Source organism: Marinobacter alexandrii (assembly GCA_039984955.1).
GTDB lineage: Bacteria > Bacteroidota > Bacteroidia > Cytophagales > Cyclobacteriaceae > Ekhidna.
In genome coordinates this window covers 469,440-495,554 of the sequence record JBDWTN010000007.1, presented here as the reverse complement: position 1 = coordinate 495,554, position 26,115 = coordinate 469,440, and the positions used below count along the sequence as shown (strand labels likewise).

21 protein-coding genes are annotated in these 26,115 nt (G+C 37.8%); 11 read left to right on the top strand and 10 right to left on the bottom strand.

Annotated features, from left to right (window positions below; all coding sequences use genetic code 11):
- Positions 1-146 precede the first annotated feature (146 nt).
- Both mdh and ppk1 read left to right on the top strand, forming a co-directional pair.
- Positions 147-1,085 carry a malate dehydrogenase gene (gene mdh / locus ABJQ32_08595; protein MEP5289695.1) on the top strand — a complete coding sequence of 313 codons (939 nt, stop codon included), beginning with the start codon at positions 147-149 and terminating at the stop codon, positions 1,083-1,085.
- 153 nt (positions 1,086-1,238) lie between these two features.
- A complete protein-coding gene (ppk1, locus tag ABJQ32_08590; GenBank protein ID MEP5289694.1) occupies positions 1,239-3,338 on the top strand; it encodes a polyphosphate kinase 1 in 2,100 nt (699 codons plus the stop codon).
- A 159-nt stretch (positions 3,339-3,497) separates the two neighbouring features.
- Here the strand turns inward: ppk1 and ABJQ32_08585 are convergent, their stop codons facing one another.
- From ABJQ32_08585 to ABJQ32_08575, 3 genes are all read right to left on the bottom strand, one after another.
- Positions 3,498-3,899: a hypothetical protein gene (locus ABJQ32_08585; protein ID MEP5289693.1), complete on the bottom strand. Its 402-nt coding sequence runs from the start codon at positions 3,897-3,899 to the stop codon at positions 3,498-3,500.
- A gap of 84 nt (positions 3,900-3,983) precedes the next feature.
- Entirely contained in the window at positions 3,984-4,373 is a 390-nt protein-coding gene (locus ABJQ32_08580; GenBank protein MEP5289692.1) for a hypothetical protein, read from the bottom strand.
- 250 nt (positions 4,374-4,623) lie between these two features.
- Entirely contained in the window at positions 4,624-4,782 is a 159-nt protein-coding gene (locus ABJQ32_08575) for a DUF1328 domain-containing protein (protein ID MEP5289691.1), read from the bottom strand.
- Between the two features lie 236 nt (positions 4,783-5,018).
- Between ABJQ32_08575 and ABJQ32_08570 the strand changes: the two genes are divergently transcribed.
- Entirely contained in the window at positions 5,019-5,450 is a 432-nt protein-coding gene (locus tag ABJQ32_08570) for a hypothetical protein (GenBank protein ID MEP5289690.1), read from the top strand.
- 55 nt (positions 5,451-5,505) lie between these two features.
- On the opposite strand, the gene ABJQ32_08565 is transcribed toward ABJQ32_08570, so the two are convergent.
- From ABJQ32_08565 to ABJQ32_08550, 4 genes are all read right to left on the bottom strand, one after another.
- Positions 5,506-6,537, bottom strand: coding sequence for a hypothetical protein (locus ABJQ32_08565; protein ID MEP5289689.1), 1,032 nt, complete (start codon positions 6,535-6,537; stop codon positions 5,506-5,508).
- An 86-nt stretch (positions 6,538-6,623) separates the two neighbouring features.
- Positions 6,624-9,275 (bottom strand): carboxypeptidase-like regulatory domain-containing protein, encoded by a 2,652-nt coding sequence (locus ABJQ32_08560; GenBank protein ID MEP5289688.1) that lies wholly within the window; start codon positions 9,273-9,275, stop codon positions 6,624-6,626.
- A 3-nt stretch (positions 9,276-9,278) separates the two neighbouring features.
- Positions 9,279-10,154 (bottom strand): FecR domain-containing protein, encoded by an 876-nt coding sequence (locus ABJQ32_08555; protein MEP5289687.1) that lies wholly within the window; start codon positions 10,152-10,154, stop codon positions 9,279-9,281.
- Entirely contained in the window at positions 10,154-10,669 is a 516-nt protein-coding gene (locus ABJQ32_08550) for an RNA polymerase sigma-70 factor (protein ID MEP5289686.1), read from the bottom strand. The genes ABJQ32_08555 and ABJQ32_08550 overlap by 1 nt, the downstream gene beginning before the upstream one ends.
- Positions 10,670-10,770: 101 nt before the next feature.
- Here ABJQ32_08550 and ABJQ32_08545 point away from each other — a divergent pair, with 101 nt between their 5' ends.
- Positions 10,771-11,226, top strand: coding sequence for a hypothetical protein (locus tag ABJQ32_08545; GenBank protein ID MEP5289685.1), 456 nt, complete (start codon positions 10,771-10,773; stop codon positions 11,224-11,226).
- Positions 11,227-11,278: 52 nt separating this feature from the next.
- Here the strand turns inward: ABJQ32_08545 and ABJQ32_08540 are convergent, their stop codons facing one another.
- Positions 11,279-12,118 (bottom strand): M57 family metalloprotease, encoded by an 840-nt coding sequence (locus ABJQ32_08540; protein ID MEP5289684.1) that lies wholly within the window; start codon positions 12,116-12,118, stop codon positions 11,279-11,281.
- A 248-nt stretch (positions 12,119-12,366) separates the two neighbouring features.
- Between ABJQ32_08540 and ABJQ32_08535 the strand changes: the two genes are divergently transcribed.
- From ABJQ32_08535 to ABJQ32_08520, 4 genes are all read left to right on the top strand, one after another.
- Positions 12,367-15,135, top strand: coding sequence for a S8 family peptidase (locus tag ABJQ32_08535; protein ID MEP5289683.1), 2,769 nt, complete (start codon positions 12,367-12,369; stop codon positions 15,133-15,135).
- Between the two features lie 143 nt (positions 15,136-15,278).
- The gene (locus tag ABJQ32_08530) at positions 15,279-15,911 is read left to right on the top strand and encodes an RNA polymerase sigma factor (protein ID MEP5289682.1); all 633 of its coding nucleotides are present in this window, start codon (positions 15,279-15,281) and stop codon (positions 15,909-15,911) included.
- Positions 15,901-16,704 carry a hypothetical protein gene (locus ABJQ32_08525; GenBank protein ID MEP5289681.1) on the top strand — a complete coding sequence of 268 codons (804 nt, stop codon included), beginning with the start codon at positions 15,901-15,903 and terminating at the stop codon, positions 16,702-16,704. Before ABJQ32_08530 ends, ABJQ32_08525 begins: the two co-directional genes overlap by 11 nt.
- 30 nt (positions 16,705-16,734) lie before the next feature.
- Positions 16,735-17,865, top strand: a complete 1,131-nt coding sequence (locus ABJQ32_08520; protein MEP5289680.1) for a hypothetical protein — start codon at positions 16,735-16,737, stop codon at positions 17,863-17,865.
- Positions 17,866-17,930: 65 nt separating this feature from the next.
- On the opposite strand, the gene ssb is transcribed toward ABJQ32_08520, so the two are convergent.
- Positions 17,931-18,272, bottom strand: a complete 342-nt coding sequence (ssb, locus tag ABJQ32_08515) for a single-stranded DNA-binding protein (GenBank protein ID MEP5289679.1) — start codon at positions 18,270-18,272, stop codon at positions 17,931-17,933.
- Positions 18,273-18,742: 470 nt separating this feature from the next.
- Between ssb and ABJQ32_08510 the strand changes: the two genes are divergently transcribed.
- Complete coding sequence (locus ABJQ32_08510; protein ID MEP5289678.1) at positions 18,743-19,102, top strand: hypothetical protein; 360 nt, start codon at positions 18,743-18,745, stop codon at positions 19,100-19,102.
- 22 nt (positions 19,103-19,124) lie between these two features.
- Here the strand turns inward: ABJQ32_08510 and ABJQ32_08505 are convergent, their stop codons facing one another.
- Positions 19,125-20,498, bottom strand: a complete 1,374-nt coding sequence (locus tag ABJQ32_08505; protein MEP5289677.1) for a hypothetical protein — start codon at positions 20,496-20,498, stop codon at positions 19,125-19,127.
- 422 nt (positions 20,499-20,920) lie between these two features.
- Between ABJQ32_08505 and ABJQ32_08500 the strand changes: the two genes are divergently transcribed.
- On the top strand, positions 20,921-23,233 hold the full coding sequence (locus ABJQ32_08500) for an MBG domain-containing protein (GenBank protein MEP5289676.1): 2,313 nt from the start codon (positions 20,921-20,923) through the stop codon (positions 23,231-23,233).
- Between the two features lie 242 nt (positions 23,234-23,475).
- Positions 23,476-26,094 (top strand): T9SS type A sorting domain-containing protein, encoded by a 2,619-nt coding sequence (locus tag ABJQ32_08495; GenBank protein MEP5289675.1) that lies wholly within the window; start codon positions 23,476-23,478, stop codon positions 26,092-26,094.
- Positions 26,095-26,115 lie beyond the last annotated feature (21 nt).

Genomic DNA, 26,115 nt, shown 5'->3' with positions numbered 1-26,115 from the left:
GTCAATGACTGACAGAGCGACTCCTAGCAGCTCAGTTTCATAACATATCAATAACGACATTCAGTCGTTTTAAACATCATTTTCTGCTCTCAAATCACTACTTTTGCGCTTGAAAAATAATCAGATAATATAAACTAAAATAGATCATGAAGGTAACCGTAGTGGGCGCTGGAGCCGTAGGAGCAAGTTGTGCCGAATACATCGCAATCAAAGATTTTGCAGCTGAAGTTGTACTTATAGATATCAAGGAAGGTTTTGCTGAAGGTAAAGCCATGGACTTGATGCAGACTGCATCATTGAATGGATTTGATACAAAAATCACTGGTACGACAAACGATTATGCTAAGACAGCTAACAGTGATGTGGCGGTTATTACTTCAGGTATTCCTCGTAAACCAGGAATGACAAGAGAGGAATTGATCTCTACCAATGCTGGTATTGTGAAGTCTGTAGCTGAGAATTTAATCAAGCATTCTCCTAATGTGATCATCATTGTGGTGTCTAACCCAATGGATACCATGACCTACCTTTCTCACAAGGCATTAGGGCTTCCAAAGAACAGAATCATTGGTATGGGTGGAGCCTTGGATTCTGCTAGATTCAAGTACAGATTGGCAGAAGCATTGGATTGCCCGGCATCTGATGTAGACGGCATGGTTATCGGTGGACACAGTGATACCGGAATGATTCCTTTAACGAGACTAGCTACACGAAACAGTGTGCCAGTTTCTAAATTCTTAAGTGAAGACAAGCTGAACTATGTATTGGAAGAAACTAAGGTAGGAGGTGCTACACTTACTAAATTGCTGGGTACTTCCGCATGGTATGCTCCCGGAGCAGCAGTATCAGCAATGGTGCAAGCGATTGCTTGTGATACAAAGAAGATGTTCCCATGTTCTTCTATGCTAGAAGGTGAGTACGGACTAAATGATATTTGTATTGGCGTTCCTGTGCTAATAGGTAGAAATGGTATTGAGCAGATCGTAGAGATTGAGCTTGATGCTGCAGAGCAAGCCAAGTTAGAGGAAAGCGCAGCAGCAGTTCGTAAAACGAACGATACACTTTCTGAGATGAATATTATATAAGAATTTTCTAGAGGGTGTCCCAAAAGCGTCATTCTGAACGTAGTGAAGAATCTTTATTATTGTTACTTACAGCTCATAAAAAAGATGAGATTCTTCGTTCCTCAGAATGACAAGCTATTAAGGCTTTTGTGACACCTTCTTTGTTTATCACGCATGCAAGACACGCAAGAACTCATCCATAAAAGCGACCTCATTAGTCGTGATTTGAGCTGGCTCCAGTTCAATCACCGCGTGCTTGATCAGGCAAGAAAGGAAAAACGCAATCTTTTTGAAAAACTCAAATTTCTAGCCATTACATCTAGTAATGCGGATGAGTTTAACATGATTCGAATAGGTAGTTTGTATAACTATTTGGATTATGGCAATGACAGGGTAGATTACTCCGGTCTTCAGGTTATTCCTTTTAAAGAAGAGTTATTAGCAGGGTTGAAAGAGTTTAATAGGCAGCAGGATCAACTGTTCCTTGATCTAAAACCAGGTTTCAAACAGCATAATTTTGAAATCAAGGGTTACGAAGAACTAAACGAAAGGCAGCAGAAATCAGCAAGCAAATATTTTGAGAAGACGATCTTCCCCATGCTGACGCCCATGGTGTTCGATCCATACCACTCCTTCCCGATATTGATGAATAATATTCTGATCTTCGGAGTGGTGACTAAGACATTAAAGTCAAAGGAAAAGAAGAAAATGTCCTTCATTCAGTTACCACAAAACCTTCCTCGGTTTTATGAACTGACTGATAAAGATAAAGTCGTCTTTGTTCCCATAGAGAAGATCGTGCAGCAGCATTTTGATCGCGTTTTCAAAAATGTAGATATTATCTCCAGTTCACTTTTTCGAGTTACACGAAATGGTGATTTCACGCTCGAAGAGTCAGAGGATATTGAAGCAAACTTCCTTGAGGAGATGAAGAAGAAGCTCAAGACCAGGAAGACAGGAAGAGTGGTTCGAATGGAAGTGCAGGAGGGATCTGATCCTTGGCTAATTAAACAACTCAAGAAGAGGTACGAAATAGAAAACGAGAATGTTCAAGTAGCATGTGAAGGTTCATTGATTGATTTTACATGTCTTTGGCAGATTGTGAATCAGGAAGAATTCAATTCATTCAAGCCCGTTAGACCCAAGGCTGTTCCTCCAGTAAGTATGTCTGATATTGAGCATCAAGACATGTTCAAGATTTTGAAAGATCGAGACATTCTACTTCATCACCCTTACAATACCATAGAGCCACTGCTTGATTTGCTGGAGCAAGCAGCTGAAGATCCATATGTACTTTCGATCAAGCTAACCATCTATCGTTTGGCAAAAAACAGTAGGGTAGTGGAAGCTCTTCTGAATGCAGCAGAAAACGGAAAACACGTTTCTGTTTTGTTTGAGGTGAAAGCTCGATTTGATGAAGAGAACAACATGAAGCAAGCTCAGCGGCTTCAAAAAGCTGGATGCTTTGTGATCTATGGTGTGGGATCCTTGAAGACACATACGAAGCTGCTTTTGATAGTACGAAAGGAAAAAGAGAAAGTGAATCGTTTTGTACATATGAGTAGCGGAAACTACAATGAAGCTACTTCTAAGCTTTATACGGACATGAGTTTATTGACTTCAGATGAGTCTTATGCTAACGATGTGCAGGAATTCTTCAATGTAATCACCGGTCATTCCATGCCCGAAGATTACGACAACCTGATCACAGCACCTACTCAAATGCGACGTGATTTGATTGCATTGATCAACAAGGAAAAGGAGAATGCAAAAGAAGGAAAACCTACAGGCATTGTTATTAAGCTAAACTCACTTCAAGATAAAGATGCCATTGTAGCACTGTATAAAGCCTCCCAAGCGGGTGTTCCAATTAAACTGATCGTAAGGGGCATCTGTAGCTTGCGTCCAGGTAGGGAAGGACTGAGCGAGAATATTGCTGTTCGCTCAATCGTAGGGGAATATTTGGAGCATTCCAGGATTTTCTATTTCCATAATGATGGCGATCCAAAAGTCTATTGTGGTAGTGCCGATATGATGGTTCGCTCATTTGATAGAAGATTGGAATCGCTATTTATTATCAGTGATCCACCACTAAAGCAGCAAGCCATCAATATTCTGGCTTACAACCTGAAGGATAATGTAAATTCCTATGAGATGAAAGAAGACGGCAGCTATGTTCATTTAGAGCCAAACGGTAATCCGTCATTTGATATTCACCAGGAGTTTTACAAAGTGAAGAGGGAGGTAATTATGGAGGCGAAGCTTTTTGAATAAAAAAGAGGCTGTCTCAAAAGTAAGAGGACGTCATAGCGGACCTGCCTGCGGCAGGCAGGCGAAGTGCAGCTATCTCAAAAATAGCTTGAAAAGCACATTATCAAGAAGATTGCTTCGCTATACTCTTAATGACGAGACTTTTAAGACAGCCGCATTGATTCATTTTTTAGCAAAAACTCCCTTAAAGCTTTCACGGTAAGCATATGCCAGGAATAAGTTGGCTAAGAATACAAATATTGCAATAGGTAATCCACTTGGTTCCATCGCTGCATGAACGAAAAATATATTCAATGTGATAGGACCCAGTACTGCTATAGCAAGGGGTATATAGAATCCACTTAATAGAAGAACTCCCGCGATTACTTCAGTGGCTTTTAATAGTGGGAAGAAATACCCGGAAGCCATTAATCCACCCATAAATATTCCCAAATCACCTTCCATAGGTGGAGGAGGTAAGAAATTAAAAAACCCATTCAATCCGAATACAAGAAAGATGAGACCCATTAGATAGCGTACTACTGTAGCAGCTGTTCTAATTGTTTTGCTGTTTTCTGTTGCCATAATGCTGTTAGATTAGTTTAAGGTATTTACATTAAATGTATATACATATAAATATACAAAAATGTTTCAATACTGTTGACAGATTCAAAATTTCTTTGATAAGGATATCATTAGACTTATGAATTTCTCATTATCAGGATTATCGAAACGAATAAACTTACGCTTGCTCTCTAGTCTCAAATAAGGGATTGTTTGAATTTGTAGCGAATGGTAGGGCATGATCCACGAGTAAATCTGGAGTTTATGTCGAAAGTGAATGATGATACCTTTAGGTCTTAGCTCAATACTAGCATTGGAGATATAGTGTTCAGCATTTACGTACTTCCTATAATCTTCGCTGATATCGTGTATAGTCATTCTGCGAGAACCTATCCCACCCATTTTCCAACGATCCTTCCAGGAAAAAGACTGCCCAACAGCTTTATCGATTTTGCGTGTTATTTCTTTATCCGAATAGGAGGTATCGAAAATCATGAAATGTTAGGTTCAGAAAATATAATCAAATAACATCCTGCAGCTTTCTTAACGTTCTCAACACTGTTTGATTGGATTTTGTTGTTTGAATAGAAATTTTTTAAGAAATTCATCATCTATGATAATAGTCAGAAAAACCTACTCCTTTTGATTGGAGTGCGCTTTAACTATTCAGGTGAGTTGTTTTGTGTGCCTGGAAATAGATAATAAAGGCAGTTCAATCATTAATTGAACTGCCTGATATTTTGTTCTATGCAAACATGTCTGTGACTAGTGAGAGAATTAGGAGGAGGACAAAAATGAAGAATAGTATTCTTGCAATTCCAGCAGCTCCCCTTGCGATTTTAGTAAACCCGAAAAGACCTGCGACAAGTGCTACAACGATAAAAATGATTGTCCATGAAAGCATAATTATTTTTATTTTAGTTAGTAATGCTGTAAATCGTGAGAATACCTTGCCACCACCGATCAAGCTTGCTATGAGCTCCATTGTTTAATGGATATCTCCCAAATTGATTGTGACATTCTCAAGATGAGAAGTTTATCTAAGCAAAACATCCCTATTTAGTCAATTATGTAGCTTTTTGTGGATGGTATGCTTTTCTCTTTAGGAAGATACAACTAACAATTTAAAATTTAGATATTATGAAATCAACAAGTAGCTATTTAAACCTTACGTTAAAATCACTTTTGATCCTATCGTTGGTATTTCTTTTTTCCTGCAGTGGTAGTACATCAAATGAAAATAAAGTAGCTGATGATTTTAAAGAGCAGAAAGAAAAGGTGGTAAAGGATCTTGAAAAAATGAAAGCCAGTATTGATGATTCGATAGAAGATGTTGAAGATAAACTCAATATCAATGAAGGCCCAGTTGAAAGAAACCTTGAAAAGGCAAAAGCAGATTTAGAGAATAAAAAGAAAGATATTGAAGATTCATTGAAGAAGGCCAAAGATGCTTCTAAAGAAAATTGGGAGGAAGTAAAATCGGATATAAATAAGGCTATTTCTGAAATTGAAAAAGGATTTAATGATATCAAAGAAAATATTGAGTCAGCTATTGAAAACATAGACAACTAAAAAGTAAAGCGCCCTGATATTATCGGGGCGCTTTACTTTAATCTGATTTTTTTAACTAGTCATCTCCGCATTCTTCTTCCCAATCATCCCAAATTTCTCCCAGATCCACTTCCTCACTAACGCCATTCTCAGTTACTGTTACAATGTTATCACAAGTTCCATCACCATAGTTGATGCTATAACTACCTGATTGATCTCCGTATGTATAATTTCCAGATTCTTGCCCACTAACGAATACCCAGACATTGTCAGATTCGCAGTTATAATCATAAAATAGAGGAGTGTCTACACTTGAGCTAAATGACTCTCCTGTACTAATATCTACAGATTCAGTTCGTGTTTTTACAGTATATCCATTCTGATCTATTTCTTCAGATCCTTGTGCTACATAATCTACCTCTACTAACCTTTCTCCTGCGGATACTTCTGAGGTTGTATCATGACCATACTCCATGTAGCTGGTTTTCAGATCAGCACTAAATTCATAGCTTGCATTGTATTGATAATCAGAAGTGTCTGACGGCTCTGATGTATCAGAGATTTCCTGCCAAGTACCACTATAGTTATGGGTTCCATCAATTGTCCAATCATGCCCTCCAAATTCGGTGTATGTAGCTTTAGAAGAAAATCCCGATTCACTATACGATCCTGTTTCTACAAGCTTACCTTTTAGAAATTCACCGTAATAATCACAACCGTCTCCAAAGTCTAGTGTATACGTATAATTACCATTTCCATCATCTTCCCATTTTTCAATTAAGCATGTTGGGTGGGTAATGTCAGTAGTATCCCCAACATTTGTAGAATCATTTGCTACTCTACCTGCAGCTCTAAACATGGCAGAAGGTGATTGACTGGATCTCCCGCTTCTTCCATTTTCGAAGTTGCCAAAAAGAGCACCCATTGGACCACCTATTCCATTACCTCTGAGTTTACTGACTGCTGTATTTGAATTTACTAATAAGTTTTGTGCAACGATATTTTCTTGCTGCGGATTTATAGGTGTTTCACCATTCTCATCACAAGACCAAACAAGCGCTGCTACAGCAACCCACATACCGGCGATAATTGATTTTCTAGTTTTCATGTGTTTCAAAATTTAGTGTTTGATATTTCTACCGCCGGTTAAGAAAATACCCTACTGGAATTTGATTTTTTTTCTAAAAAAGACTGTTAGAAGCGTATATTGAAGAAAAGATTTGGTGTGAATCCAAGTAGGTTTGTGTCCAATGCTACAAGTTCAGAGCCATCAACAACTAGCTGATTACCTAGTTCTTCAAGTTGGGGGACCTTTGTAAACTTTCTTGATCGAATATTCCTGTTATTTAAAACATTGAAAAGGGTTAACCCTGTTTCGAAGTTTAGCTTGCCTATGTCAAATGTGTATTTCGCAGAAAGATCCAGTCTGATGTAAGAAGGTAATCTCTCTTGATTGATTCTGGATAAATCATAAATATTAACCGTGTCATTCTCAATGCTGTATTCAGGGTTTATTGGAGTATATGGTCTGCCTGAACCAAACAAAAAAGTACTTGAAAATTCACATTTGCCTAATTTATAAATATTGGTAAAGTTTATTTCATATCGCTGATCTTGTACAGATGGGTAGGGAGTGTTTTGATTTCTATACCAAAATGAATCCTCTGATTTGGCAAGTGAGAAACTTAACCAGGAGCTGAATTTTGTGCTTTTATATTTAACAAACAGATCCAAACCTTCTGAATTATTTTGTCCAGCTAAGTTCAATTCTTCCTCCAATAGATTAGCCAAGATAGTCGGAGGTAGAACGAGGAATTGATTCTCTATAATTCCCTCTGTTCGCTTGTTATAATATTCTAAATCAAAAGACCACTTGTCAAATGAATAATTCCCCCCCAATATGAAATGGGCACTTTTTTGAATTGGGATTATTTCGTCATCAGATAGGATCCAATAAAACTGATCTGATCCTTGGAATAATGAAAGTGATGTTTGACTAATAAATTGATGATGGTAAGATGCAGCGCCTTTCAATAAAAGATTGTCAGACACTTTAAATCCTATGTCAAACCTTGGTTCAAGGTACCATTTTTGGGTTGGTTCGTAAAAAGAAGCTCGTAAGCCCAGATTGGTATTGATGCCTTCTTTTTGAAACTGATAATTTCCATACAAGCTGGGAATAGTCGTTTCGATATCAATGGTATCCTGGTATTCACTAAACGATAGAAAATCTGCTTCTAAAGACTCTTGATTGACGTTATAATTGGTGCTTATAGTATTTATTTCTATACCCCCAGAGACAACATTCTGATGGTCTATTTGAAATTCGTTATGACTTTTAATGGTAATGTCACTTATTGAGCTATTTACAGAATAATCAAAATAATTAACTGGCGTATTTGCTTCTATCGTTGAGTCCGCGTCTAAAGTAAAATTTTGAGAGAAGGCAAACTCTGAAGTAAGGGTTTCCTTTTTTTCATACTGTGATGCGCTTAGAATAATATTGCTGTACCAGTTTGGCTTGAATTGACTCTTTAGATTCAAGCTAATCCCACTATTTGACCAATTAGAGATATCATTCAAACGATACTCAATTAGAGAGTCTCTTTCAACATAATTTCCATCATAAAAATCCTCACTGATAAAAAAGTTTAAATCAAATACTGTGTTAGGAGAGAACCTATGCTGAATCTTGGTATTGATATCGTGAAACTCGACGGTTGGAGAAATATTGATCGCATTTAGCTCTGAACTTATAGATTCCAGAAAATTTTGTCTGCTTGATTTAAGGAAATCACTATAAAGGTCGGAGTTGATAAAGTCTGAGAAAGAATTTCTGAATGCGAATAGAATGGAGGTGCGCTGACCAATAGGAATGTTTAATGTTCCATTTACGGAAAGCATGTTAGCGCCAAATCTTCCACTGAATTTTTCTGCTGCTCCATTTTTGCCAGTCACATCTACAACAGAAGATATTCGCCCTCCATACTTAGATCCAAATCCTCCCTTGAATACACTCACATTATTTATAGCGTTGGGGTTGAGCGTACTGAAAATACCAAAGAAGTGGTCTACATTATAAAGAGTAAATCCATCCATAAGAATCAAATTTTGAGAGGGTAGACTTCCTCTGATCACCAGGCCTGATGAAGCTTCATCTGTAGCCTGTATGCCTGGGAGTAGTTGCATAGATTTGAATACATCTGTCTCACCCAGCATAGGAAGCGAACTGAGTTGTTGCGGATTCAGGCTAAAAAATGAAGGGGCAGATATGGATTTTTCAATGTCTGCTGTCAATACGACTTCTTTTAATTCCTGCGGATTTTGATTTAATCTTAACTTGACATTGTCTTCATTGGGTGGCACTTTAAGCTCTAAGTTTTTGTAGCCAATATAGCTGACTGTCAGCGTTATTGTATCCTCTCTGGGAGGCAAGCTGAAACGTCCATTTTGGGAACTTAAAGTTCCGTTTTCTGTACTTTGTACATGTGCAAAAGCAAGTGGCTCACCACTATCATTATCATATACTTGACCTATTAATGGAGTTGGTTTTGGTTTGATTTTCTTTGGTATGACTAGATAAATACCATCACTTAATTTAAGTTCAAACGGAAGCTCTTCAAATACTTGGCTGATTAGCTCGGCCCTTGATTTGGCTGTTATATCTCTTGTTATTCTATGTTTAGAGAGAACCCTCGGACTGTAGGAAAATTTGAGACTGTATTGTTTTGATAAAGTTCGTACAACATCGGCAAGGGACTTATCTTCCACCTTCAGATCATAATTCGACTGAGCTGATAATGAAAAAAGGATAAATAGGGCGATAATGTTGATTGAGAATCGCATGCTCTATTCTAATTCTCGTATGGCATATGCTTTTGCACCAGTCTTTTCATAAGTGAGTCCAAGTGGAAGACATACCATTTCAAGCGCTTTTTCAATATTCTTATTCGTGAAATAGCCAGAGAATTCATAGTTTGAAGAATCTGCAACGACCAATGAAACATTGAACTGCCTTTCCATTTCTTGCAATACATTAGAAAGGCGCTGTTCATTGAAGTAGAATTCTCCTAATTTCCATTTACCAACCAATTCTGTAGTTCTTTTTGTTTGTCTTACAGTATCTGATTCTAGCCTCACAAGATCACCGGGGGTTAGGGACTGATCAAAAGACTTGGATGGAATTTTGACATTTACTTTTCCTGTTTTACATGCTACTTCAAAGATGGAGTCCCTCACGAAGATGTTAAAAGAGGTTCCTAATACTTCCACCACGCCTACAGATGTCTGGACTTGGAATTTCCCTCCTTTGACTACCTCAAAGAATCCTTCCCCTTCAAGACTTAGTGTTCTGTTCCAATCTTCTGAATAAGAAATTTGGGAGTTAGCATTGAGTGTCACCTGAGAACCATCTGGAAGCTTGACGGCTTTTGACTCAGCTAATCCTGTTCGTATGTCAATGATTGCAGAAGTCGAATTAAAGAAGAAAACAAAAACAAAAGTTGCTATTAAGAGAGATGCAGCTATTCCTATTAAAGGCCAAATTCGAATTGAGCTCTTTTCTCTATTAACTGTTTGGCTATCTATCTGATTCCAGATATCTTCTTTACCTCTACCTGCAGGGATTTTAGCACCAGCGGACTTGCTTATAAATTCTGCAAGTTCATCATTCATGCTACTCGATTCATGATTTAGTAAATCTCGATATTTTTCTGAATCACTCATTAGATCTTCATTCCCAATTGTTCTTTTAAGATACCAATCGTTTTGCTCATCCGTTTCTCAATCGCTTTTACACTCAAGTTTAATCTGTCCGCAATTTCCTGATATTTCAACTTATCAATTCTATTCATTAAAAAGACTTCCTTACAATCATCTGGTAAGCAAGAAATTGCATCATTCAGTTTTTGCTCAAATTCCTTTTCTTCCAGTTGGAATTGAGGTGAGCTCGATTTTGAAGAAATTTCCATTGTTGAACCTTTCTGATGTTCTCTCACCACCTTTTGATGGTTAAAGTGATTCATGAGAAGGTTGTTAGCAATCGTGTAAAGAAAGCTTTTAAGGGTTTCTCTTTTAAGGTCATCTCGATTATTCCATACTTTTATAAAGGTCTCTTGTACCAAATCCTCAGCTAAGTCAATATCACCACATTTATAATATAAAAATCCACGTATGCTCTCGAAATATTCATCGTAGAGCACCCGCAAATCATTTTTGGTGAATGTTTTGGTGACCTTCATTTAATTAAGTAACTCAAATATATACGCGTCACCGCAGCATTCCCTTATTGATACAGTCGAAATAAATACTACCCTACCAAATTTCCAATTATGTTTGATTTATGGATAAGGAATTTAAGAGAGCAGTTCATCAGGCTTGTGAGAAACGTCTTGAAGAGAAGATTGTAGCGTTGTTAAATGAGATTGATGCCTTGAAGGAATCTGCCAGCAATGAGACTAAGAGTAGCATGGGAGATAAATACGAAACAGGTAGAGAGATGATTATGCAGGAGAGAAATAAACTTGGTGAGCAATTGGATCAATTTAAAAAACAACAAGTGATTCTCAGTTCGGTCAATATGGATATGAATTATAACTCTGTGAAAGCAGGAAGTCTGGTACAAGCCCAAAATGGAACATTCTATATCAGTGTTCCAATTGGAGAACTCAATGTGGAAGGGGATAAAGTATTTGCTATTTCTCCATTGGCCCCTTTATCCAATGCCATGATGGGGCTAAAAAGAGGAGAGGTTTTCAACTTAAAAGGTGGAAGTTTCGAAATTGAAGAATTGATATAACCAAAAAAAACCGGCAAAAGCCGGTTTTTTATTTGAGGGCGAATGTTGTTTATCAATAAAGAAACTCTAGAGCTACAACATCAAAGTTACCAAACTCTCCATCTTCATTAGCTGAAAAACAAGAAAGCATGATTGAGTTAGCGTCAAACCCAGAAGGTGTACCTGGAATTTGAATTGCACCTACACCACCACTTCCTTCATTTCCACCAGTTCCACATGAAAGTGATCTGTTGAAGTAATCAGTGTGACGAAGACCAACAGAGTGACCCATTTCGTGCGTAATTACATGCTCAGTTACGTTAGTTCCAAAACCACTGGTTCCAGACTGAATTTGGATGAATTTGAAAGGGTCACCACCAGAAGGGAATCCGGCAGATCCACCACCTCCACCACCAACTCGGAAAACTACCATGTCAAATGCCTGGAAGTTTGTACCGAAAGATAGTGTGAAGTTCAATCCAATATTCAAACGATTGTAATTGTTAACTGCCCACTGTAGAGCAGTTCTCATCGTATTGTCTAGTGCATTAGAACCTCCAGTGTAGCCCAATACACTAATAGTTTGATTATTACTTACTAAGTTATTTGTTCTGTACTGCTCACCAACAGCACCAACATGAAAGACATCACTGTCAAGCATTTCTTTCATTTGAGACTCAGGAACCATTATATCGCCCTCCAGCTTATAAAATTGTCCTGATTGTCCAGTTAACGGATTTTGCTGATTTACTACTTCAATATCACTAACATCGAATCCAAGGTCAGCGAATTGAGATAATACAGCATCCGAAATTTCGTCAGATTGTGGTTCATCTTCACTTGTACATGAAGTAAAACCGATAGCCAAAAACATGACTAGTACGCTCCATAGCGTAGAATTTAATCTTCTCATAATTATATTAGGTTAAACATTTAATCACAATATAAAAGTTTTGTTTTTAGAATTAAAAATAATATTCTACTAAGTTATCAACATTGTCAGTTGATAATCAAAATTATATTTGGTAATAACATTTTTAAATACAATTATTTATTTTAATAACAATCAAAAAAGATATTTGATATGTTATTAAGCTATTAATCGACAAATAATATTTGTTTGTCTAAGATATGTGGTGTTTTATCTAATTTGGCGAACCTATGAGAGGGGTAGTTTTAACTGTAGTACTTATAATTTGGTTCAATGATTCTTTTGGCCAGCAGTTAGATCGTTGGGAGAGGTTTATTTCCAAAGATTCTACGCTCATTGTTGAAAGTGATATTTATATAATAGAATCTTCTTTTAAAAATCTTAAAAAGATTAAAAGCACAAAAATTTTAAGGAAACTCGATTCCAATCACTTTATTATCTCCTCAAACTCTACTGAAGGAATTAATAAAATTTGGAAAGCAGATGACTCATGGAAAATAGATGTAGATAGAAATTCAAGCGGATCAAAATTTTACATTATTACCACCAATTCGTTTGATAGATCCAAATTAGATCTATTTAGGATTATATCGGATTATGGATCATTAAATACAATCCTTATTGAAGGCTCTTTAAAGAATATTGAAAACATACTCCTGAAAGACCCTGACATACTTCACATATCTAATAAGGTATTCAAACCCTCAGTAGAAAGTCGAGTATTAGACATGAATCTCAATCCAAATAGGATTAATAAAATCCATCATTTCTACCCAAATCTGAATGGGAACACTGAGGTTATCTCAATTCAAGAAAATCGTTATGATGAGATGGATATTGATTTGTTAGGAAGAAGTACTGACTCTGGTTTAGAAAGTGAAACCACGGATAATCATGCAACTGAAATGGCTACCATTATCGCTGGGAAGGGAAATTCTTTTGTTACTGGACGAGGTGTTGCCGACGAGTTAACCATCTCTTCATCAGATTTTTCTGATGTCATGCCGGATTCAAATGATTCATACTTAAATCTTGGTGTCATCACGCAAAATCATTCGTATGGGATTCCTGGAGACACAACGCACTACGGTGTGGAGGCAAGAGCTTTTGATCAAAGTGCATTTAACAACAAAAACTTGCTTCATGTCTTTTCAAGTGGAAATGAGGGTAACACGGTTTCTACGACAGGGATGTACCAAGGAATTGAGGGGTATGCGAACCTTACCGGGAATTTTAAAATGTCTAAAAACTCCCTTGTTGTCGGTTCTGTAGATACTGTGGGAAACATCCCTGGTTTTGTATCTCGAGGGCCTGCATACGATGGTCGAATTAAGCCGGAGATTGTAGCATACAGTGTTGTTGGTAGTTCTAACTCAGCAGCACTTGTCTCAGGAATCAGTTCATTGCTTCAACAGCAATTTCGCGAAGATAACTCTTCAGACATGCCTTCGTCACTCACAAAGGCTCTTCTAATTAATGGAGCTTTGGATGTTGGACCAGAAGGATTGGATTATATCACAGGTTATGGAAATGTAAATGCCTGGAAAAGTTTAACTGATCTTAGAAACGCCCAGTATTTTTCAGGAAGTGTGGATGAAGGAAGTATAGAATCTTTTGAGCTCAATATACCTGACAATGCGACTAACTTAAAGATCACTTTATGTTGGAATGACCCACCAGCCAATGTCAACGACTTTTCAGCATTAGTAAATAATCTCAATTTGAGACTTATTGATGATGAAACTACCACTTTGCCTTGGATTCTGGACAATCAAGCTAACGTAACCAGTCTTTCAAGTGCTGCCACAAGGGGAATTGATAATTTAAATAATGTAGAACAGGTAACCATTGAAGATCCTAAAACTAACTATCAGATAGAGGTGGAAGGTAAATCTATAGCTGGAACTCAAGAGTTCAATATTGCCTGGGGTTATGAGATTGAAGACTCATTCGAATGGGACTACCCAACGCGAAGTGATAACATGCCCTACAATGGTGAAACAGGTTCATATTTTAGATGGACTACTTCCAAAACAGGAATTGGGGAGCTATCCTATACAGTAAATGAAATTGATTGGATTATTTTAGAATCAGCAATTGATCTATCCAAAGGGTATTGGAGATGGAGTAATCCTCCAGAAATAAATGATAAAGTAAAGGCGCGGATACAGATAGACGCGGAAACCTTTGAGACCGATTTTTTCACCGTTTCATTCCCTGTTTCCACATCTGTTGGATTCAATTGTTCAGACTCATTGATGTTGAGGTGGGATGTATCACCCAATGCTGTCGATTATACAATATATAGTTTAGCGGATGATATATTAGAGCCTTTTCAAACGGTAACTGATACATTCTTAATCATTCCGAATACGAACTTACTTGATGGGAGACGGTTCACCATTGAACCAAATCTTGAAGGTAGCAAAAGCCTTTTATCTACTCCTTCCTTCGACTACACGCTTCAAGGAGTAGAATGCTATGTGTTTTCTTTTTTTCAAACAGTCGCCTTAGACACAGGGATTTACTTAAATCTTACATTGGGCACCACCTATGGGATTGATGAAATTGTTTTCGAACGAAATGAGCTTTCTACATTTATTGAAATAGGTGCTATACAGGATTTCCAATCTGATGAATATCTATTCCTGGATGAAATGCCTAATCAGGGGTACAATGAACATCGGATAATTATAAGATTCATTAATGGTGAAGAGCTGATACTTTCTGCTGGAACTTCATTCTACTTGACTGAAATACCTGTTAGGGTCTTTCCAAACCCTATTTCAGTCGGAGAATCTTTAAATATCATTACGAAAGAATTTGAAGAGAGGACTCCAACTCTCCAATTGATTGATAGTCAAGGGGCTATTGTTTATGAAAGTATAGTTCAGGGTACTCAGGATGCCCTTTCTACCAGTGGACTAAGAGCAGGTATTTATCTCTACAGATTATTTGTAGACGGACAAATACATACAGGGAGAATTTTAATTCGTTGATTTTTACTGACTGATTTACAGTTAGTTACCGATTACTGTGTGGATTATTTTTCAAAATCAAAACTTTTTTAACTTGCCTTTCATCATAGAAGAAACCTAATTTCAAGTATGAAAGAGAGTCAAAATTATTTTACTCAGATACTATGCAAGCGGATCAGATAAGAATGACCATGATGCCAGTAGATGAGCTGATTAAGAAGGCTATGACTGGAGATGAACAGTCATTTAACCAGTTGGTGAGTCTTTGGTACAAAAGGATATATAACTACTCGCTTAAGCACTGTTCTGATGAGAGTCTCGCATCAGACATTACACAGAGAACTTTTATAGCAGTTTTTAAAAGTTTGAAAAAGTTGAATGATATATCGCGTTTTAAACCATGGATCTATCGTATAGCAACGAATTTTTGCATTGAAGAGGGGAGAAAAAAATCTAAAAGTAAGACAGTTCCCTTTACGATGAATAGAAGCGAGGACGGTGATGAGACTGTGGTTGAAGAAGGAATTGCGGAAGGTGCCTTTTTCAATCCGGAAATGTCATTTAGACAACAAGAACTTGAGCGGATACTTTTTGATTGTTTAGATGGATTATCCTCGGATCAAAGAAGTGTAATAATTATGAAAGAGTACGAGGGGATGAAGTTTAGAGAAATAGCGGACGTGTTAAATACTTCTGAAAACACAGTGAAAACTTGGTTATACAGAGGTCTTAGAATGCTGAAGCAACTATTGGAAGAAAGGAAAATCACGAAAGAAACATTGAGTTATGAATTATAAACCAGAAGAACAAACATTGATTGCTTACCTCTATGGTGAGTTATCAGGTGATGAAAAGAAGAAAGTAGAAGAATACCTTTCTGGTAATGATAATGCTAGAAAAGAGTTAGAGGAATTAACGTCTGTGCGTTCAATCTTCGGAAACCTGAAGGACAGAGAGGTTGATATACCCACATTTACGTTCAGTGATTCCTCGAAGGTAGTTGTTGGTCAACGTCCATCATTTAATTTCTGGAAAAAAACATTGGCCATTGCGGCTAGTGTTGTGTTGGTGCTCTTTGTTGGATACCTCACCAAATTTCAAGTTTCATTAGGAAGTGAGGGTTTTCAAGTGGCATTTGGTGAAACTAAAGAGCAAGACTATGATCAAGCACAGGTAGAGTCGATGATTGCATCAGCTATAAAACAGAATAATGATCAATTAAATGATCAACTACAAAACACTGAGGCCGGTATGAAGCAATTGATTGCTGATAAGAGCCAATCTTTACAAGCTCAATTTGTTAATCAAAAGACTTTTGATAACAATGAATTTGTGGACCAACGTCAACAATTTCTTGAAACCTTCCGAAAAATGCTTGAAACATCTGAGTTAGATCAAAAGAAATATACCGATGAGGTATTGACAGACTTTGCTATCTATCTGGATGTTCAAAGACAAAATGATATTGAAGTGATTCAAACTCAATTCAATAACCTGCAAGACGATGCAGAACTGAACCAAATTCAAACAAATGAAATACTGGCAAACATCATATCGTCAGTTGATCAGCCTAACCTTAACCAATATTGATTTTAAGGACTAAAAAAGAATACAATGAAAATGACTAGAAAAATAGCAATTGGAATCCTGGTGATTGCATGCAGCATCACTACTTCTTTCGGACAATCAATCGATGAAGAACGGATGGAGCGTGATTTGAAAGTTGCTGAAAACATTCTCAGTACACTGGCAAGTGACAATAATCGTGTTAGACTGTTTGATAATGTTGAAAGTAATTTTATACCAGATTATGGAGTGATTTTTAGCATCCCTAGTCCCTCACACATTTATAGTGTAGGCGAAGCTAGAAGCGTGGTAAGATCTTCTCGCAGTGTAGGTGTTAATACATACGTTATTTCTGAATCCTCTGAAGATGATGAAGAAGAAGAGGTTAGTGGTAAAGCGAAAAAAACTGAGAAGCAGAAGAAGCTAGATGAAGTCAATAAAGAATCTTCTGAGAAAATGAAAGAGCAAATGGTCTTATTCTTAGCTGACTATGCTGATTTAATCGGACAATTACAGCCTTCTCATAGAATCGTTATACAGTCACGAGGAAGAAATGATAAGCTCTATATATTCAATGGAAGACGTATTTCTCAAAGCCAATCTGCGCTATCAGCTCAAATACTTAAAAGTGATTTGATGGCATATAAGCAAGGCAAGATGAATAGGGATCAATTGATTGATAAGATTTCTTTTACCACAAATGAAGAAGGATCAGTTTCAAAAGACCTTGAGCTTTTTTCTACAATATTTTCAAGACTCTATGAATCTGACCTTTCCAACACCTATTATATGTCAGGAAGAAGTCTAGGGTATACAAAACTTGATGGACTAGGTGTGACTTTTAATATGAGGGTTTATTCCTCTAGTAGTAATGATGGATTACATGTAATAAATGCAACTGGAGAAACAGGGTTATCTCGAGAGGAACGAGATGAGAAAGTCGAGGCGATGTATCCTGAATTTGAAAAAACTTTTAAAGAGAACCTACTAGACTATGGTCGTACAATAAGGAGTTTGAAATCTGACGAAATGTTAATCTTTAAAGTCAAGCTAACTGAATGTATAGGTTGCGATATGCCAGAAGAAATAGAAGTAACCGTAAAAGGAAAAACGCTTCAAGATTATGATAAAGGATCTCTTTCAAGAGATAAAGCAGTGGAGCAAGTAAGCGTGAAGAAAAAGTAATAAGATAGTTAGTTGTACAAAAACAAAGGCCTGCAGTCTGAATAATTGCAGGCCTTTTATATTCATCAGGATTGGTCTTTCTTACCCATCATGAGAAGTTCGTTCAAACTTATTTCGGTGATATACTTTGTTTCACCATCTTTCTCGTATGATCGATTAAGCAATTTTCCTTCCATCGCTATCTCGCTCCCCTTATTTAGGTAGTTTTCAACTACATCAGCTTTCTTGCCCCATACTACAATATTGTGCCACTGTGTATCTGTTACTTTCTCGCCCTTATTGTTGTAATAAGTTTCGTTCGTTGCTAGAGAAAAAGTGGCCATCTTTTTCCCGCTTTCAAAAGTTCTAACTTCTGGTTCGTTACCTAATCTACCAATTAGTTGTACGCTGTTTTTTAAACTTGTCATAATAATAAATTTTAATGTGTTAATTGATTCACCCTTGTTGGTAGATGAATTTGTCGTTTGACGATGGCAAAGCTGTAGTGAGCATCAAATCGGATTCGGTTTTTAAATGTTTGTAGTCATTTACTATCCGTTTGTAGTCGTTTGTAAGTGGATTTATAATTGAGAATCAATTACTTAAATTATTTTTTATTTATTTAAGTATTTCACTTAAATAGGATATTAAGCGATATACACTTACATAAATCATGGAAGTAAATGAATTTTATTCCATGGAAAAATCTGATCAACTTAGAAGACAATTGAGTAGAATACTCGGGATAATTCAATGGGTTATAATCATCGGAGTTTCATTTCTGGTATCTATTGATAAGTTTTTATAAAAACTTTGCCCCAACTATTAGGAGACCTTTTCGAGAATTCTCTCATCAGTTGTAATTGCATTTATTTCTGTTTGTCGATATTTTAGGCAAATGGAGGAAAGACAATGTCCTGAATGTGGAAGACCCGTACATGGTCGGATAGATAAGAAATTCTGTTCGGATGCATGCCGCAATGCCTTCAATAATAAGGTTAATTCTGCCACTACGAATTACATGAGAAATGTAAATAACGCATTGGCTAAAAACAGAAGAATCTTAATAGACCTCAATCCTGATGGGAAGAAGAAAACCCATAAAGACAAACTATTGAAAAAGGGTTTTGACTTTGACTTTTATACCAACAGCTATGTCACCAAAGCTGGAGACACCTATCGATTCTGTTATGAGCAAGGTTACTTATTATTAGATGAAGGTTTCGTTCTTTTGGTGGAGAGAAAGGACGATAATTAATGTTAATCAATTAAATGAATAGTCACTTAGGTAAAATAGGTTTTAGTTTTAGGTAAGATTCATCTTCGCTACCCTTTTTCATATCCGTATCTGGAACCACATAAGGGATATAGGGTTCTTCGCGATAAAATGGGATGTTGGCTATCCTATTATTATTGAACATTTCAGATGGTATTTTGAGCTGTAAATGATGTAACCCTGCTTCCAAAGAACTGACATCAAGGTAAGTAAGAATACCTCGTTGTTTGGTTTTGCTTTTGTAGTGAAACTTGAAAGGCAGATCAGAATAAACAGAATCATCTATGGATACAGAGTAGAACGAGCTAAGACATTGTATTCTGGCTTGAGCGCCACTTAAATTTTCCACTTGAAAGAGTGAATCAAGGTTACAGTGAGCTTTGATTGAATCCTCCCTGTTGGCTTTCAACACCACAAATAGTCTAATGGTATTTCCTCGAATTATATCGGAAGGAATGGATGCAGTGATTGACTTGATATCCTCTATTTGATCGTCATAATAGCCAGTGTAGGCTCCTGTAGCTTGACTATCCGACCATAAGGATATTTGAGATAATCTTTCACCTGGATAAGTGCTGTTGCTTATACTACCGACCATCTGAAAACTAGCTACTACGAAGAAAGTGAGCAAAACGGCTATTTTCCAACCTTTTACATTAGAAATCAGAATGTAATAAATAGGTCGATAGAACCGGGCAAAAGTCAAAGCACCTACCAGACGATAAATAGGCCAATACACCTTAGATACCCACTTAAACCGCTTGAGAAATCCTAGTGTCACAAAATCGATGAACCCGAGAAAGCCAATACCTATGACAATCAAGATATAGCCTGCCATCACAAATCCTAACCACTCAATATCAAAGATGTTGCCGAAAAAGTAAAGCAAAGTGAGTACTGGAGTAATGATGGTGATTAAGAGATAGAAGTAAGCTCCCAATATCATCATAAACATCATGAAGGAGATAGAGAACAAGGAACTGGAAAAACTTTCCAGATTAAGGATGATCTTTTCAGTAGAAGGAATTCGAGAGAGGTAGTTTCGATACTTATCCGTCAATTTCATATCCTCTAACAGGATTCCTTTTGGGAAAGTAAAGCTGAGACCCACCATGCCTACCCAAATTCCACGACTAATCAAATGAGCGATGAGACCACCAGTAAGCCAATACACTGCAACCTTCATCATCCCTATGAAATTGTCAATATTGTTGCTGTTGCTATCAAAATTGACTTTGAAGTAATACAGGAAGTCATCCAGCAAATCCGGCATTTTGAACATGCCGTACAAGACAATTCCAGAAAGCAAAACCTCCGGTTCCCAACTTTTCAGTTGTAGTTCAGTGAGCCATTTAGGCTTTAAATCATTCTCTTCCAAAGTGGCAAGTAATTGATGAAGGTTAAAAATAAACGAAGTTTAGAGACTAGCGTGCGAAAGCGATCAAGCCTGTTTGATAAGAACTGATAATTAAGTGGTTTTGAGTGACGGTGATACTATAGTTTCAATTGAAAAGTGTTTTTTCAGATAGCTATAAGGAGTCTGATTTTAATTTTCAGGGGAGGCTGTCTTTTTTGGCTAATAGTTTGGGGATAAATACTTTCATGGATTATGTCAAGTTTTGAACGAACCATATCAGCAGAGCGATTATGATGTTTGCTGTCCAGGGCTCCTATTTTTATTGGAATAACAGAAGTTCTTATCGAACATTTTGTATTTGTAGAGATCATGTAGAGATCGATTTTTAGCGTCAAGACGATAGAAAACGTACTTTCAAATTCTAGAATGAATTAATAAGTACGATGAGTAAATATTTGACGATTATTTTGTTGCTAATGGTATTCGGAAGCCACCTGTTTGGTCAGGCTGTATTCAAGGAAAAATCGAAGGTTGTACCTTCAGATCGAACTACTTTGGATTTTTTTGGAACCTTTCTAGATATGTCAGGAGATGTGGCTATGATTTGTTCTTTAGGAACGGATACAGATGAAAATGGAGAAAACCCGTTGGAGACAGCTGGGGCTGTTTATGCATACGAAAATGTAAACGGGAACTGGGATATGATGCAAAAATTGGTTCCTTCAGATAGAAATTCACAAGACGTATTTGGGAGTTCGGTAGCAGTATCCGGTACTCTTGCTGTGATTGGAGCGGTACTTAATCGTACAGATCTTGATGGGATGAATAATATTCGAGGTGCAGGAGCAGCATTTATTTTTGAAAAAGATGCGCAAGGAATTTGGATAGAAAAACAGAAAGCAGTTGCATCAGATCGAGCAGAGCAAGACAACTTTGGATCTCAAGTGTCTGTATCTGGAGAACGAATAGCCGTTTCATCTCTATTTCATAATTCTCGACAAGGAGCGGTGTATATTTTTGAAAAAGATGGGAATGGGCAGTGGAATGAAACAGCAAAGCTTGTTGCTGATGATGCTGAAACAGGTGCTGCTTTTGGATTTTCTATCGACCTGGAGGGTGACTATTTGGTAGTAGGAGCACAGACAGAAAACGATGATGCAAACAATGAAAACTACCAATATCAAGCTGGAGCAGTTTATTTTTTTGAAAGAAATGAATCAGGGGAGTGGAATCAAGCTCAAAAGATTGTTCCAGATGATCGGTCCGCCGGTGATCTTTTTGGGTACTCACTAGATATTGAAGGATCTAGGCTAGTGGTTGGGGCTCCTCTACAAGATAAATCAGCTAACGGATATCTAAACAATGCTGGTGCGGCATACCTATTTCATAAAGATGAAAATGGCTATTGGAGTCAAACGCAAAAAATCGAAGCATCAGACCGTTCAGCACTTGATAATTTTGGCAATGGGGTAAGTCTATCAGAAGACCTACTGGTTGTAGGTGCTCCAGATGAAGATGAAAATCGGGATGGTACTGGTACAATAAAAGCAGCTGGCTCAGTCTATATCTTCCAGGCAGATATGAATGGTCAGTTTTCAGAGATTCAAAAAGTAGTAACCTCTGATAGGATGGAAGATGATAAAATTGGCCGTTTCAGTTCCATAAAAATGGAAAACAAACAACTCGTCATAGGGTCATTTGCACAGGATCTCAATGAGGATGGAGTACAGCCACTTTCTAATGCCGGAGCAGTTTATTTCTTTGAATTGACAACCGAAATACTATCGCCAATAATTAGCATCCCTTCCGTGCAATATGGCCAAACGGTCGAAATTGATTTATCCCCTGATCCAGATGATGTTTTTTCTACTGATCAATATCGATTTGTATCTGCTACCAATGGCCAGGTACATATCAATGACGAACAAGTAGCTACTGGTTCTTTATTTGATCCTTCAGCCCAGATAATTTTTCGCTCCTCACATGCAGGAAATGCCAGTATAAGTTTCAGTAAACTATCTGGTGCAAATGAGAGCAGTATATCTACACATGAATTTCAAGTCATGCGGGCCCCATTGACTATTAAAGCTAATGATCAGACCAAATCCTATGGAGAAGTAGATCCTGATTTTACTTTTGAGATTAAAGCTGGTCTACTTCTAGGTACTGATGTTATCAGTGGGGACTTAGCAAGGGATATTGGCGAAGATGCCGGAACTTATAGCATTTTGCAGGGAAATGTAGATGCAGGAAGTAATTATATTGTAGATTTTGCTGAGGGTACATTGGTGATCAATAAAGCCCAAACTACCATTGAACTCGATGATTTAATACAGGAAGCCGATGGCACAATCAAAGAACCAACAGTTATAACAGAACCATCAAACCTAAGTTATTCAATCTCATGGGATGCAGGTAGCACTCCAACAAGAGCAGGAAACCACAACTTCACAGTCACTGTTAAAGAGACAAACTATGAAGGAGAGAAAAGTGGAACCCTGAAGCTTATCCAAGTATTAGGTCTGACGGATACTCCAGTAAATGTTTACCCGAACCCCACACAAGATTATTTGGTCATAGAGACAAATGAAGTGCTGCAAGCAGAAGTCCTGAGCCTCGATGGCAAACAATTGCTACAAGGAAGTTCGGCAAGCAAGATCGATCTGAGTTTACTTCCAAACGGAATACATCTGTTGCGATTGACTAATGAAAAAGGAGAGACCAAAACGTTTCGTTTCGTTAAAAGGACGAACTAGATTCATCTAAAAGACAACAATGACTCTATGGTGAGCAAAAGGCTGTGGCGGCCAATGCTTGGGCAGTTCTGCGGAGGAGCTGCCTTTTTTATTTTCAATACGATCAGGTTAATCTTTTCTTATCTACCCAAAACTTCTTACTTCAAAAAAGTTTACACTCACGAAGAAATACCTGCCCTTCACTCAAAACTGATTTCAATTGACAGGTGAATAGAAAAACTTGAAGAAAAAACCTATCACTTATGACACGATCACTGATTTACCTTATTCTGATTTTATTCTTACACTCTCTCTTCGCAAAGGACAGAGATAGAAACGCAAGCACTACACCTACGATGACTGAAAAAGCCATTTCAGCGGGCTTCAATCATACATTAATCATACAAGAAGGAGCGGTGTTTTCCTGGGGCGAAAACACATATGGCCAGCTAGGAGATAGTACTATTACAATCTCAGGAGCGGGTGTACTTGCTGTAGGATTAGATCATATTATTGCTGTTTCTGCCGGAAGAAGACATAGCATGGCGCTAAGAGCAGATGGGAAAGTCTTTGTTTGGGGGGATAACACCTACGGCCAGCTAGGCACTGTAGGGGTTGGGTCCGCTATCCCGGTTCAACTTTCCGGTGTGTCGGATATCATTGATATTCAGGCTGGAGACTTTCATTGCATGGCACTTAAAAGCGACGGAACCGTGATCTCCTGGGGGATTAATAACCTGGGAGAACTAGGACAAGGCTTTTTTTCTCCATCAGCCCTTCCTGGAAATGTTGTGAATTCTTCAGGGACTGGTATTTTAAATGGCGTGACATTAATATCTGCTGGAGCAAGACATAGCCTGGCAATCAAGGATGGACGTGTGCTTGGATGGGGAGATAACCTTAACACACAACTGGGCCGCTCACCATCTAGTTTTGCCTCACGGAACACACCTATTGCCGTAAGAAAAAAGATTGGTTTTTTCCCAATACCACTGACAGATGTTATTGCTTTATCCGCAGGAGAAACCCATTCAATAGCTACTGATGTGGAGGGAAATCTATGGACATGGGGAGAGGGAGTTTATGGTCAACTTGGGATAGGAGGGCCAATTGATCCTTTAGATCCTACCACGTATCGTAGAGAATATGCTGAGAGTGTAGCATCAAAAGTGCGTACTATGGCGGCAGGATACAGCCATAGTACTTTCATTGATAGCAAAGGAGAGTTGCACTTTTTTGGCGCTAATTTTCATGGTCAGTTTGGTATACCTCTGACCACCGCACGTGTGTTCAGTGATAGCACAGTTTCATACGATAAGTCAGTAGCATTAGCCTGTGGTGCTGATTTTACCATCATACTAAAATCGGATGGGTCTTTGGTAGGAGCAGGAGATAACGCACACTCACAATTTGGTATACATCCCGGCCCTCCGGCTATTCCTTCATTTGTGCCATTTTTTAATAAAGTAGATAGGCTAGCTCAGTTAGCTACTAATGAAAATTCGTATATCCTTCGTTCAGATGGCACAGTTTGGTCAATGGGTGATTCTCTCGCTATTGGTTTTACTTCCAGTACTTTAAACGTGACCACACCTACCCAGATAGTATCCTTAAGCGATATTATTTCTATTGGAGGTACTAGTAATGCAGCCTTTGCTCTTGATGTAAACGGGAATGTTTGGACCTGGGGCGACAACAGGTTAGGAGTCTGCGGTACAGGTAGTACAACTACCATACATACAACCCCTGTTAAAATACCAACGCTATCCGATATTGTTTTTGTTGAGGGTGCTGTTCAGGCTGGATATAATCGATGTTTAGGAGATTGTTCTCATGCTTCAGCTATAGATGTAAATGGAGATCTATTTATGTGGGGGGAAAACAACCATTATGAACTTGGAGATGGTACAAGAACAAGAAGGCTAACACCGATCAGGACTACTGCTGCTGGTAAGGTTTTTAGTACGTCGCTTGCTGAAGATAATTCATTTGCACTTTATGCGGATAATACTGTTCAGGTTTGGGGACGTAAGGAGACAGCTGGTATAGGGGTCGTTGGTAGCTATGCTATTACTCCTGTGGGAATAGCTACACCAACTAGGTTCAAATCTATTTCAACTAATCGGAGATTTAGAATGGGTCTGTCAACTGACGGGAGAATTTTAGTCTGGGGGGTTGTTAATGCTCTTAGCAGCCGGAATTTTTTTAATATATGTCAGTTAGGAGGCACATTCTATAGAGTAAATACACCCACATTTATTCACGAAAATGAAGTATCTCCTGATCTCATAAGAAATGTAAAGAGAATATATGCAGGAGATAATTTAGGGACCTTTATAATGGCAGATGGCGCTACATGGGCATGGGGAGTTAATAATTTTGCTGAACTAGGGAGAGGTTTTATAAGTAAGGAAGAGTTTATTCCACAACCTATAGCATGCAATGCTCCTGGGTATTCGGTTTCAATGTACTCTAGCTTATCTGTAGAAACTCATGTGCTTGCTAATCGAGTAGGTATTGTCATTGATACATGGGGTGGGAATTATCATGGAGAGTTAGGCCTGGGGTTTACCTCAAGGTATGAATCCGCCTGTACGTTTGCCTTTCGAACTTCAGGCTCGGAAGTTGTATTAAGCAATGAAGAATTGGACAACTTGATTCAGGTCTATCCCAACCCTGTTAGAGAAACACTTCATGTCAAGCTCACACCTGAGGTAATACAGGAGGTCTCTGAGCTACGTTTGATCGATGCATCAGGTAGAATAGTTTACAAACAAAAAGAGGTCTTTAAAGAAATGTCTCTTCCAGTCAGTCGGTACGATGAAGGCATCTACATCCTAAAGATTGGATCTGTCAACAGAAGAATCATTATTAGAAAATAATTACTCACTTTAAATTTTAAC

Excerpts from the sequence above, each read along its gene's own strand:
- mdh (MEP5289695.1), top strand. The coding sequence starts at position 147 with ATGAAGGTAACCGTAGTGGGCGCTGGAGCCGTAGGAGCAAGTTGTGCC.
- ppk1 (MEP5289694.1), top strand. The coding sequence starts at position 1,239 with ATGCAAGACACGCAAGAACTCATCCATAAAAGCGACCTCATTAGTCGT.
- ABJQ32_08585 (MEP5289693.1), bottom strand. The coding sequence starts at position 3,899 with ATGGCAACAGAAAACAGCAAAACAATTAGAACAGCTGCTACAGTAGTA.
- ABJQ32_08580 (MEP5289692.1), bottom strand. The coding sequence starts at position 4,373 with ATGATTTTCGATACCTCCTATTCGGATAAAGAAATAACACGCAAAATC.
- ABJQ32_08575 (MEP5289691.1), bottom strand. The coding sequence starts at position 4,782 with ATGCTTTCATGGACAATCATTTTTATCGTTGTAGCACTTGTCGCAGGT.
- ABJQ32_08570 (MEP5289690.1), top strand. The coding sequence starts at position 5,019 with ATGAAATCAACAAGTAGCTATTTAAACCTTACGTTAAAATCACTTTTG.
- ABJQ32_08565 (MEP5289689.1), bottom strand. The coding sequence starts at position 6,537 with ATGAAAACTAGAAAATCAATTATCGCCGGTATGTGGGTTGCTGTAGCA.
- ABJQ32_08560 (MEP5289688.1), bottom strand. The coding sequence starts at position 9,275 with ATGCGATTCTCAATCAACATTATCGCCCTATTTATCCTTTTTTCATTA.
- ABJQ32_08555 (MEP5289687.1), bottom strand. The coding sequence starts at position 10,154 with ATGAGTGATTCAGAAAAATATCGAGATTTACTAAATCATGAATCGAGT.
- ABJQ32_08550 (MEP5289686.1), bottom strand. The coding sequence starts at position 10,669 with ATGAAGGTCACCAAAACATTCACCAAAAATGATTTGCGGGTGCTCTAC.
- ABJQ32_08545 (MEP5289685.1), top strand. The coding sequence starts at position 10,771 with ATGGATAAGGAATTTAAGAGAGCAGTTCATCAGGCTTGTGAGAAACGT.
- ABJQ32_08540 (MEP5289684.1), bottom strand. The coding sequence starts at position 12,118 with ATGAGAAGATTAAATTCTACGCTATGGAGCGTACTAGTCATGTTTTTG.
- ABJQ32_08535 (MEP5289683.1), top strand. The coding sequence starts at position 12,367 with ATGAGAGGGGTAGTTTTAACTGTAGTACTTATAATTTGGTTCAATGAT.
- ABJQ32_08530 (MEP5289682.1), top strand. The coding sequence starts at position 15,279 with ATGCAAGCGGATCAGATAAGAATGACCATGATGCCAGTAGATGAGCTG.
- ABJQ32_08525 (MEP5289681.1), top strand. The coding sequence starts at position 15,901 with ATGAATTATAAACCAGAAGAACAAACATTGATTGCTTACCTCTATGGT.
- ABJQ32_08520 (MEP5289680.1), top strand. The coding sequence starts at position 16,735 with ATGACTAGAAAAATAGCAATTGGAATCCTGGTGATTGCATGCAGCATC.
- ssb (MEP5289679.1), bottom strand. The coding sequence starts at position 18,272 with ATGACAAGTTTAAAAAACAGCGTACAACTAATTGGTAGATTAGGTAAC.
- ABJQ32_08510 (MEP5289678.1), top strand. The coding sequence starts at position 18,743 with ATGGAGGAAAGACAATGTCCTGAATGTGGAAGACCCGTACATGGTCGG.
- ABJQ32_08500 (MEP5289676.1), top strand. The coding sequence starts at position 20,921 with ATGAGTAAATATTTGACGATTATTTTGTTGCTAATGGTATTCGGAAGC.
- ABJQ32_08495 (MEP5289675.1), top strand. The coding sequence starts at position 23,476 with ATGACACGATCACTGATTTACCTTATTCTGATTTTATTCTTACACTCT.